The 9,845-nt window shown below is 45.4% G+C and carries 13 protein-coding genes; 1 reads left to right on the top strand and 12 read right to left on the bottom strand.

Annotated features, from left to right (window positions below):
- From MGMO_RS13805 to MGMO_RS19100, 6 genes are all read right to left on the bottom strand, one after another.
- Positions 1–833: hypothetical protein (locus MGMO_RS13805; RefSeq protein WP_036308178.1), on the bottom strand; the 833-nt coding region annotated here is incomplete at its 3' end.
- Positions 834–1,622: 789 nt separating this feature from the next.
- On the bottom strand, positions 1,623–2,114 hold the full coding sequence (locus MGMO_RS13810) for a helix-turn-helix transcriptional regulator (protein WP_023495670.1): 492 nt from the start codon (positions 2,112–2,114) through the stop codon (positions 1,623–1,625).
- A 3-nt stretch (positions 2,115–2,117) separates the two neighbouring features.
- Positions 2,118–2,372 (bottom strand): hypothetical protein, encoded by a 255-nt coding sequence (locus MGMO_RS13815; RefSeq protein WP_023495671.1) that lies wholly within the window; start codon positions 2,370–2,372, stop codon positions 2,118–2,120.
- 115 nt (positions 2,373–2,487) lie between these two features.
- Positions 2,488–3,687, bottom strand: coding sequence for a tyrosine-type recombinase/integrase (locus MGMO_RS13820; RefSeq protein ID WP_023495672.1), 1,200 nt, complete (start codon positions 3,685–3,687; stop codon positions 2,488–2,490).
- A 236-nt stretch (positions 3,688–3,923) separates the two neighbouring features.
- Entirely contained in the window at positions 3,924–4,046 is a 123-nt protein-coding gene (locus tag MGMO_RS20895) for a hypothetical protein (RefSeq protein ID WP_023495673.1), read from the bottom strand.
- 12 nt (positions 4,047–4,058) lie between these two features.
- Complete coding sequence (locus MGMO_RS19100) at positions 4,059–4,427, bottom strand: site-specific integrase (protein WP_023495674.1); 369 nt, start codon at positions 4,425–4,427, stop codon at positions 4,059–4,061.
- 241 nt (positions 4,428–4,668) lie between these two features.
- Between MGMO_RS19100 and MGMO_RS20040 the strand changes: the two genes are divergently transcribed.
- On the top strand, positions 4,669–4,827 hold the full coding sequence (locus MGMO_RS20040) for a hypothetical protein (protein WP_161808498.1): 159 nt from the start codon (positions 4,669–4,671) through the stop codon (positions 4,825–4,827).
- Positions 4,828–5,476: 649 nt separating this feature from the next.
- On the opposite strand, the gene MGMO_RS13830 is transcribed toward MGMO_RS20040, so the two are convergent.
- The 6 genes from MGMO_RS13830 to MGMO_RS20045 all read right to left on the bottom strand — a co-directional run.
- Positions 5,477–7,138 (bottom strand): ATP-binding protein, encoded by a 1,662-nt coding sequence (locus MGMO_RS13830; RefSeq protein WP_023495675.1) that lies wholly within the window; start codon positions 7,136–7,138, stop codon positions 5,477–5,479.
- A gap of 106 nt (positions 7,139–7,244) precedes the next feature.
- The gene (locus tag MGMO_RS13835) at positions 7,245–8,057 is read right to left on the bottom strand and encodes a formylmethanofuran dehydrogenase subunit C (RefSeq protein WP_023495676.1); all 813 of its coding nucleotides are present in this window, start codon (positions 8,055–8,057) and stop codon (positions 7,245–7,247) included.
- Positions 8,054–8,950 carry a formylmethanofuran--tetrahydromethanopterin N-formyltransferase gene (gene fhcD / locus MGMO_RS13840; RefSeq protein ID WP_023495677.1) on the bottom strand — a complete coding sequence of 299 codons (897 nt, stop codon included), beginning with the start codon at positions 8,948–8,950 and terminating at the stop codon, positions 8,054–8,056. The genes MGMO_RS13835 and fhcD overlap by 4 nt, the downstream gene beginning before the upstream one ends.
- Positions 8,951–8,995: 45 nt before the next feature.
- Entirely contained in the window at positions 8,996–9,349 is a 354-nt protein-coding gene (locus tag MGMO_RS13845; protein ID WP_023495678.1) for a HepT-like ribonuclease domain-containing protein, read from the bottom strand.
- On the bottom strand, positions 9,342–9,632 hold the full coding sequence (locus MGMO_RS13850) for a nucleotidyltransferase family protein (RefSeq protein WP_023495679.1): 291 nt from the start codon (positions 9,630–9,632) through the stop codon (positions 9,342–9,344). Before MGMO_RS13850 ends, MGMO_RS13845 begins: the two co-directional genes overlap by 8 nt.
- Positions 9,633–9,638: 6 nt before the next feature.
- Positions 9,639–9,845 (bottom strand): hypothetical protein (locus MGMO_RS20045; protein ID WP_161808499.1); only part of this gene is annotated, 207 nt, incomplete at its 5' end.

The following is a 9,845-nucleotide window of genomic DNA, read 5'->3' on the forward strand; positions in this document are numbered from 1 at the left end:
CAGCCAATTTTATTAGGGTCAGTCTCATTCCAACGGAGAATACTGCCATCGCTACCAATCGAAACCTTCTCTGCTTTGGTACCTTCAACGAACGCGACTGGGTAATCAAGATTAATATTCTCCTGCATGCGATAACACTGGCCAGGTTCATATGGATCAACAGTACCCTGGCAAAGCGCCTCTAATTCAGACTCTTGCCATTGTGTGTCAACGTTAAGATTACGAGCAGTAACCTTGCATATCGATCCAATATCTTTACCCGCAACTACAGCCGGCTGCGCACAAGTTGGGTCAGCAAAGACCCACTCCCCCCACATGTGGCCGCCAGCGACTTTACACTGCGTCGGCTTTGAAAAAATAAAACCGTTAATTGTTGAACTCATAGTGTTGCAAGCATCTTCCCATGACGTGCCCCCCGGAATATCCCATAAGATCGCAGAGTATTTTCTCTTACCGGTATCAGCATCACAGGCACCGTGCTCGTAATCGCCCCAATGCTGACCAACTTGTTTGCCCGCATCTACAACCGGCTTCGAACAAGTTGGGTCAGTAAGTAACCACTCGCCCCACATGTGGCCGCCAGTATTTATACACTGGGTCGGCTGTGCAAAATTCTGTTCCTTGATTTTTGCACTCATCTTTTCACAAGCATCTTCCCATGATGCTCCCCACGGAATATCCCATAAGATCGCAGAGTATTTTCGTTTACCAGTATCAGCATCACAGGCACCGGGCTGGTAATCGCCCCAATGTTGGCCAGCTGCAATAGCCTGACTGTTCGAGAACACAGTTACTAGTATTGTAAATAGTATTATTTCTGTAATTCTCTGCATCGTTAATCCCCTTAAGATTTTCGAGAAATTGATATATGAAAAAGAATTTCAAAGGCAACTTCCATCATATAAAAAATTTTATCGTACTATTTATTGATTACGTTAGCAAAATTATAATTGTTCCTTGGGAACTGAGCGGATATAGACTCAACCGTTGTGGGATTTTGAGCGAAATAATGCCTCGAACCCGTTATATAAAACATACCAACAAGGAAGCTCTGCCCTTTAGAATGGACGACTGGGATAGGCAGCATAATGCTACCAGATCACGGTATGATCGAACTCGCACTCCGCGGCACAGGTTCTGCTTATTCCGATTAATTGAGTTGGGTATGATCAACATTCACTTCCATCACGTATATTTGGCAAATTGTTGGCGCTATGGTTTTTGCGAATTGAGTGTGAAAGGGTCAATATTATCGGTAAAGTCCTTTTTGGTGGATTAGGTTATGGATCAGTATTGATGCCAAATACATAAGCATGCATGCAAGGTTCTTGTTGCTCCGGTTTTTTTAAAAATTGAAGCCTACTTGTTTGGCTCTGTTATGGCTCCTAATTCCACGCGGGTTTACCCCTTAGTTATAAGCCTGTCGGCAAACTGGTAACGACTTTTTATAACATTTATCGGTATTATTGGCAGTTTGTTAGCATAAGCCGGTGTCTGCTATCTTGGTTGCCGTGAGGAACCGCTTTTGGCCTCAACCGACGATCAAAACTCAGTATAATTAGCCCTTTGAACTGTCTGCTTTGTATGGGTTTAAGGTTATCCATTAATTTACTTGCTTGGACTTAGGCGGCTTCCCCTATTTGCCGATCAAGGTTAATTTTCATGTTAGTAACAGAAATCTCAAGCAAGCTATCCTCCACATTGTAGTTCTCTTTCTCTTTGAACCAAGAAAGCACCTTAGCCAAATGCCAAATTGTTGTGCTGCCCTCATGGATTGGGGATGGGAAGGACGACCGATATTTTATATAAAGGTTTCTGATGTTTTGGCGGCTGCACCCCAGTATATCTGCAATATCGGTCAACCCCACAATATCGGGTGTGGCTTCGATTAATTTCGCTTGCGGTATTGCTTTGTTGACATCGCTTAATGCGCTTGAGACGGCCTCTGATGCTGACTTAGAATCCCTGGTGAAATTCATGGCGATTCTCCCAGGTTGCCCAATACCAATAATCGCATCCCCACACCCAGCCTCGTAAAGTTGGCCTAGCAGGGTTTCTGGTTCGCATTCAAGAGTAGCAATATCAAACTTCAAAGTGAAATCATATTCAGCCATCACTTATACCTCATTATTATCGGTGTTCTTTTGCATAATGCAGTTATCGACAATTCGTCGAATTTGTTTGGCGTGGTTTTGCGGATTTTTGGGCGTACTCCAGATACTCGCCCTGCAAAACTCACCGCACCTGCAATCTTTATCGTTATAGGGACAATACATTTGACCCCAAGCATGAAAACCGCCTTCCACAATCCGCCATCCTTTGCTCGATGCGTATTGCAAAGCAGCCGCTATCTCCTTATTCTGATGGGGCATTTTTGTACTCGATAGTCATCTGAAATGTTAATCTTTATCTCAATAGTTGTCAAATGACAACCGATAAAATAATAAAAATAAGATAATTTGTGTTTAACACTAACTGTAATATCAATTATTGGGCAGTATTTTTATCGTACCGGATTATTTCTTGTAAATGCTTTTCCCAAGCCAATAGCGCAGCCCTTTTTTCTTGCAGATAATCGTATCGGTCATAGTGTTTTGAACTCACATCGGATAAGGCATGGTTCTGTATTCGATCCCTAATGCTTTTTTCTATACCGATTTCACCCATCCTGGTTTTTACAGTTCGACGCAAGTCCCTTGGGGTAAATTCCTGTACACAGTCAAGTCGAGCAATTGCATGTGCTAATGATGTTTTATTGATGGCTTTCTCCTCGTTATACCTACCAGGAAAAATATATTTTGAATCTCTTGAATATATCCAGAGCTTATCAAATAATTCTTTGGCTAGCGGAGTAATGGGTAAGATAAGCCAACGATTATTTTTGACTCGGTCTGGGGGCACACTCCATACCATCGCTTCAAAATCAAATTCCGCTTTAAATGCACCACATAACTCCCAAGTACGACAGCCATAGATTATCAATAGCTTGGTTGCCAAATGAAATTGCTCTTGGATGTCAGTGTGATTCCAAACTGTCTTGATTTCCTCAAACGATAAATTTCTCTCTCCTGGCACCTCAGCGCTTGGATCTTTCGGTATGGCATCAACAGGGTTGTTTATAAGTTGAAAGGTTACGTCACTAGATAGGTTTTTGGGATCGTTGTCGTGGTAAATACCTAGTTTAAATGCCCTGCCCAAATACGACCGTATCCTGTTTGCTTGAACATTCGAGCCTCTTGAAATAATGTTATGAAGTATTTTTTTGATATGCGATGGTGTAATGTCTTTTGCTTGTAAATGCAAAATATCCTTACAATTAAAGTTAAGATCAGCACCAACTTTTTGCCATGTCCGTTTGCCATCATTGACCATACATTTCAAATAATAGTCGATCAGGTCAGCAACAGCCCCATATCTTTGTTGAACCTGTATTTGTGGATCATTGCCTTGATTAATTGCTGTTCTTATTTTGCGGCAGTGATCACGTGCATCAGACAATGAAATAGAAGGATAGCGACCAAGATTATAAAATTTTTGTTTACCACTATCGGAAATATATTGGATAAAAAGAGACTTACTGCCAGCGGGCGTTATTTTTAGACCAAAGCCTTTATCCGTCCCTTTTTCATAGAGCCGATAGGCAGTTTGTTTCGGTTTTAGACCTTTGATTGATTTGTCAGTAAACATTTTTTCGTGGTCACTTTATGGTCACTTGAATTGCGCGACATAATGGTCTAAATGAAAATATTAATAAACGGATATTAACAAATTATATAATAATTTCAATATATATAGGCATAAATAGAAGCAGATAATAATATCGACGAACGTAATATATAGCGACTGTTAATCACTAGGTCAGCGGTTCGAGCCCGTCCGGGGGAGCCATATAAATCAATTGGTTAAGAATAATTATCTAACCCTTATTTATCAGCCGTAGCCAAATCGTAGCCTTTAGACCCAGAATCCAAGACTTGGAGCACAGATAACCTATCCACATAGTCCGTCAGATGCTCACTGGACAAATAAGCGTACCGTCTGACCATATCAACCGATTCCTAACCGCCTAACTCTTGAAGAACATGTAAAGGCGTTCCAGCTTGTACGTGCCAGCTTGCCCATGTATGCCGCAAGTCATACCATCGGAAATTATCAATCCCTGCCCTGCTCAATGCTTGCCGCCATGCTTTAGTGTTAACTTGTGTGATAGGCTTGCCACTATAAGTAAAAACTTTGGTTTCATGCTTGCCCATTTGTTCACGAAGTATCACAACGGCAGTTTTAGACAATGGCACTGATATAGCCCTACGCGCCTTAGCTTGATCTGGATGTATCCAAGCGCAACGCCGAACCAAATCAACCTGTGTCCATTGCAACCCTGTTACGTTGGCTTGCCTTAAGCCCGTTTCCAGACTAAACCGAACCATTGCCTTCAAGTGGCTAGGTAATTCCGATAACAGGCAGTCCGCCTGTTATCTTGTTAACCATCGAATGCGACGGTTAGCCTCTGGCAATAAACGAACTTTAGGCGGTTTATCTAACCATTCCCATTCAATAGATGCTTTTCGCAGGATTGAACGAATCACCGCAAGCATTCTATTGAGGCTATACCATTGCTAACGCCATTTTCTAACCTGTATTGCGTGAGGCCTTTGCGCGGCAGGTAGCATGCCACAGCCCCACCAGCAGCATCTTGAACAGCAACAAACCGGGATAGTCGGGATGCCCGACCACATCGGAAGCCGACGGATCGCTTGCTCTATCGGCTGCCAGTCGATCAAGCGGTCAATTTGGTTCAGGTTGTGCCTTTGCGCGTGCGGTGGCTGACGTAAAAATCCGAAAAACTCATACAATATAGCCCAATATATTGATTTTTATTGCTATTTTACCACTTTTCTAGGCTTTGCATGCTACCTGCCGCGCAGAGGTCTCCGTCGGTTTCATCCGTTACGTAACCGCTCGACGCAAACCAGCACCCCCAACCAACACCACATGGCGATATTTTTGTTGCCCATACCAAGCGGTATTTACAATCCCAAATCGTATGGCTTCCGCGCTTGTAATCTTTCATGTCCCCATTCTAGACCCATCCCCTTATCCCTATCGCCTAAAGGCGAGGGATTTCCTGCCCCCCCTATCGGGGACTTCAAAAGCTTCTAGTTAATTAACCAATAACTTTTAGGATAATGAAATGTTGAATCCCGCCTTAAACCGACTAAAAATTGTTTCGGTAACTCGAACGCTACCAGACTTTTTTCATTGTCACAAACAACCGACCCTTGCTAAGGTGTGGTTTATTTTGGCGCAAAATCAATGCTTACCATCTGATTAAACCGCCACCATGATCAATCGCCTTATGAAAACAAGTTCCAAGGGGGGCAGGTTTTTTACCCATCGTTTACAGTACCGATTTGTTCTGCGTGGGCAGAAAAGCGTTACCCACCCTTTGACTAGCGCTAATGAGCTTACTCAGCTCCTATCTCCTCGTCTGCGTCCGCCACAAGTTCACGATTTCTTCCACGTCCAGATCCCTGGGGCCTTCGCGCCAACCGGTGAAATAATCGACATCGTTACTTTTCGGCTCTGGATTGGGACGGTAGATTTGGACACGGGTAGGCAAGGGTGCGGCTTCGCCTAACACCAACGCTTCGCCACGTCCCAGTGAAGTTAAAATATCGGTCAAATCACCCTCGGCTTCCGGCACCAAACCTTTGATATAAGCCTGATCTTCGGGGTTGGTAGTCCGTAAGCAGATGAAGGAACTGCATTGTGCCAGCATGGTTTCCGACAATTCCGTAGGCCGCTGGCTCACCACGCCGATTGACACCCCGTATTTCCTGCCCTCTTTGGCAATACGTTCCATCATTTTCTTGGTGCCGTCAAACTGGCCGCCTTTTTCCCTGGGGATGTAGGCATGGGCTTCCTCGCAGATTAAGGTAATCGGGAACTCGCGCCGACGGGGATTCCAATAATTGAATTCGTAAGCCAGGCGCCCCACCTGCGCCGAAACGGCCGGCCTGACATCTGTGGGTACGGAACTTAAATCAATCACCGTGATATTCGCCTTTTTCGCGCCCAGCCCCACGAATTGCCTCAACAAATCCGCCATGCTTGCGGAATGATTGCGGAGCTTGGGTTTCAGCAGGAAATCGTACCGGACATCGTTGAAGCGGCTTTGCATTCGGATCAGGAATTCATCGAACTGCCCAAACAACGCACCATGTACTTTGCCGAACTCTTTCCGCTCCTCATTGGCGTTCTTGAACTGCATGTACATTTCTGCCAGGGAAAAATAAATGGGCGTGTCAATGGAAACCGACAACAAGCCGATTTGCTTAGCTTCCTTACGCTTTAATTGTTGCAACACCTCGCGCATGAACGACATCTGCAAGGTTGCGCCCTTGTCTTCCCGGTCGATGAACAAGTCCACCAGTTCTGCATAAGACATCATCCAATAAGGCATCTCCATTTCCATCGCATCGACATATTGCACAACGTCTTCGGGGAAAGCCGAATAAACCATGCCGTTGTCATCTTTCCAGCAATATTCACCGTGCAAATCCAGCATGATGATGTGCGAATTGGGCATGGCTTTGATCGTGTTTTGGATCAAGCTGGTGACTGTCCAGGATTTTCCCGAACCGGATTGTCCGACAATAGCAAAATGCCGACCGAACAATGCCCTGGGATCAAGGCTTAGGTGATAATCTTTGTGTGACGACAACTGACCGATGAAAAATTGGTATTCGCGGAATTTGGAAAAAATCGCATTGATTTCTTCCAGGCCCACTGCATACACTTTCGCGCCTGGGGTTGGGTAATGCCGAACGCCACGTACGAAGGTACCGTTTTCCTGTATCTCGCCGACCGGAATCAACGCGATAAAGCGGTCTGTCATCCGGCTATCGGTCTTGTCGAAACGATCCTGCCCCCAGGTTTTGAATATCAAAGCCAACACGTTGATATTATTTTGCTTTATGACGGTATAAGAGCCAATCTGACCCGCCAACAGGTCTTCCCCATCAATGGTGATCAGGGGCAGATCGCCGGAATGTTCTTCCGCAATCCGCGCCTCCATGCCATCGCCACGGACTTCGGTTAAATAACCAATTAAAATGCTGGATGCTTGTGCTGACATACTTTAGCCTTCTTTAATAAAGTACGACAAGCTTAGTCCAGTTTTGGGAGGAGTTGAACCTTATGACAATTTAACTCAGGACTTAACCATGATGCCACAACAGGCTTTACAACTTGACCAACACCTCGCCTCGCCCCATTTCCGACATATCTCCGGCATAACGCTGAACCCGGTTGAATGCGGCAGTGCTTTCCGCAAATTTAGAATTGGTCTGTTTAAACGAATTAAACAACAACGGTAAGAATCCCAAGGTATGCGAGCCGCAGTCGTTAAAACTGGCCATTAACTGGGGTTGATTCCATAACAACAAGGTACCACGGCGCATGGCGTAGCCTAAATACCGACCCGTGCTGCCCATGACGGCAATCGTCCCGGCAGTCATACGCGAACCGCAGTAATCGCCTGTATCGCCTTCGATCAAAATCAACCCACGGCGCATGTGATCGCCGACCCTAGCACCGGCATTGCCCTTGACTAGAATCATCCCGCCCTTCATGCCCATTTTGTTGCCCGGCAATGCACCGCCGAGAAAATCACCGACATTGCCGTCGATTTCCAGGGTACCTTTTTTCATTTCACACGCGACATACAACCCGGCATTGCCGGAAACCTTGATTGTGCCGGATTTCATGCCCATACCAAGATAAGCGCCGGCATCGCCGTTAACGGTAATTGTGCCGTTTTCCAACGCCTTGCCGATGAAATCCAACTTATCAAAGCTGTTATTGATAACTATCGTTTGCGCATCATCGCCGCTGATATCGAACAAGTCGCCGACGGGAATGATAGGCTTACCACATTGCACCGTTAGTTGGGCAATTTCCGCAATTGTCTTGCCCGTCAGATTTGCAGGCACTAGCGGCGACATGTCAACCCGCTGCTTGGGTTGGACTTTCAATGTAAACGTCAATGCACTCATGCCATGATCTCCTGCAAATGGAAATGGAACGGCCCTAACTTACCGCCATAGTTCCCCGCGCTAATGCGCTTGATGCCATTGACCGCACCTAGATCGCAAACGGCTTGGATACCTACCCTCATGGCCTTATCAATGTCCTCTTTACTCAACCCATCAATCACGATTTCCATGACCGATTCAATGTCTGGCGATAACTCGGTCTTGGTCATACCTTTCAAAGTTGGACAAAACGCATCGTTGGTGGAGGCATTGAGTGCTGCGTATTTGGAACCGACTTTCGAGCCGGAACGTACCACCCCGCCCGGAAACGGCATGATCACATTCGGCACCTTGTTCATGGCTTCGATAGCCGCTTCACAGGCTATCAAAGCTTGCGGTTGGGATTGCGCCAGCACCAGGAAGTTGCCGCCGCCGACCGCATCGACTTGCCCGGTGGTCGCTTCGGCCAGGAATTCGCCGTCCATCACCGGGATACGCCAATAACGTTTGCCCCCGATGACTTTGCCGACCTGAAAACCGTCGCCGAAATAGCGCAGGTTTTTACCCAGTGGAATCTTGATCGCACTGTCGATGCCGGCAAAAAGCGCCGATGTCGGTGAGGTCAATACACACTGCCCTGCCCTGGTTTCTAGCTGTTTCGCCAAACCTTTACCGCCCATCGCAAATATCATGACTGCCACACCGGGACGGCCATCGAGAGTTTCGGAAGAGTCAAGAATCCGGTCTATGCCCGCCTCGCAACCACAGGCAATGACTGAAGTTGCAAACCCGGTCATGGCTTGTGCGGCAATCATCGCCCATTTTTCATTCTGGGCGGTAATAATCGCCCGTGTCGCCTTCATAGGGAAAGCTTCGGCAAAGGTTGCGTCGATAGTTACGCCGTTGATGATCATAATATTCTGCTCATAATTAACATTTTTTTGCTGATACCATTGCCATTAATTTCTTATGTCTTTTTGCATGGCGAACAATTCTTCCAATAAAGACGGAACATCGGTTTGGATAATACTCCATAAAGTGTCATTATCGATTCCCAAATAACCATGAATCAATCGATTTCGTGTGGCTATGATTTGTCGCCAAGGTATATTAGGATACATTACACGCACTTCTTCCGGAACGTGGGTCGCTGCCTCGCCGATTAATTCCAAATTCCGTAAGGTTGCATCGTAATTTAGCCCACTTTGGGTAAATTCCGCTTGATTTAAACCGTCTGTGTAGGCAATCACTTTTTCGGAAAAACCGACCATATCATCTACATAAAAATGCCATTCCCTAACGCTTTCAGACACGAATGGCTTCCTTTTCGATATACGGCCGCAACTCTGGCCGCACTGCCTTATCGGTGACTAAATCAACCGCACACCCAAGGTTATCTTCTAAATAAAATTGAACGCCGAAATAACGCTCCGAAGTTGCCACACCGTCAAACGACACCAAAATATCAATGTCGCTGTCTTTATTTGCTTCGTCCCTAGCTGTCGAACCAAACAAGGATAATTGCTTAATACCGAACCGCTTAATTAGTTCAGGTTTTAGTTTATTTAAAGCAACAACTGCATCGGCTCGTTTCATGATTTATTAAACTGCAATATTAATTTGATGAACAAGTTCGATTCTTTCCAAAGTCAAGTTATGATTAAATCCCCAGCTATTTCCATCTCTTGGATTGTTTGCCCAATTAACAACTGTGCTTAATTTTGATGTAGGTTCAAAGGGTTTAAGAAGGCTTTCAAATACATCTTTATCATTTTTATTAGGAGCAATCAAGAAACCAATCATTCCACA

The organism is Methyloglobulus morosus KoM1, from assembly GCF_000496735.2.
Classification (GTDB): domain Bacteria; phylum Pseudomonadota; class Gammaproteobacteria; order Methylococcales; family Methylomonadaceae; genus Methyloglobulus; species Methyloglobulus morosus.

Bases quoted from the DNA above. Each gene is read 5' to 3' on its own strand.
- MGMO_RS13810 (WP_023495670.1), bottom strand. From the start codon at position 2,114: ATGGCTGAATATGATTTCACTTTGAAGTTTGATATTGCTACTCTTGAA.
- MGMO_RS13815 (WP_023495671.1), bottom strand. From the start codon at position 2,372: ATGCCCCATCAGAATAAGGAGATAGCGGCTGCTTTGCAATACGCATCG.
- MGMO_RS13820 (WP_023495672.1), bottom strand. From the start codon at position 3,687: ATGTTTACTGACAAATCAATCAAAGGTCTAAAACCGAAACAAACTGCC.
- MGMO_RS20895 (WP_023495673.1), bottom strand. From the start codon at position 4,046: ATGGTCAGACGGTACGCTTATTTGTCCAGTGAGCATCTGACGGACTAT.
- MGMO_RS19100 (WP_023495674.1), bottom strand. From the start codon at position 4,427: ATGGTTCGGTTTAGTCTGGAAACGGGCTTAAGGCAAGCCAACGTAACA.
- MGMO_RS20040 (WP_161808498.1), top strand. From the start codon at position 4,669: ATGCCACAGCCCCACCAGCAGCATCTTGAACAGCAACAAACCGGGATA.
- MGMO_RS13830 (WP_023495675.1), bottom strand. From the start codon at position 7,138: ATGTCAGCACAAGCATCCAGCATTTTAATTGGTTATTTAACCGAAGTC.
- MGMO_RS13835 (WP_023495676.1), bottom strand. From the start codon at position 8,057: ATGAGTGCATTGACGTTTACATTGAAAGTCCAACCCAAGCAGCGGGTT.
- fhcD (WP_023495677.1), bottom strand. From the start codon at position 8,950: ATGATCATCAACGGCGTAACTATCGACGCAACCTTTGCCGAAGCTTTC.
- MGMO_RS13850 (WP_023495679.1), bottom strand. From the start codon at position 9,632: ATGAAACGAGCCGATGCAGTTGTTGCTTTAAATAAACTAAAACCTGAA.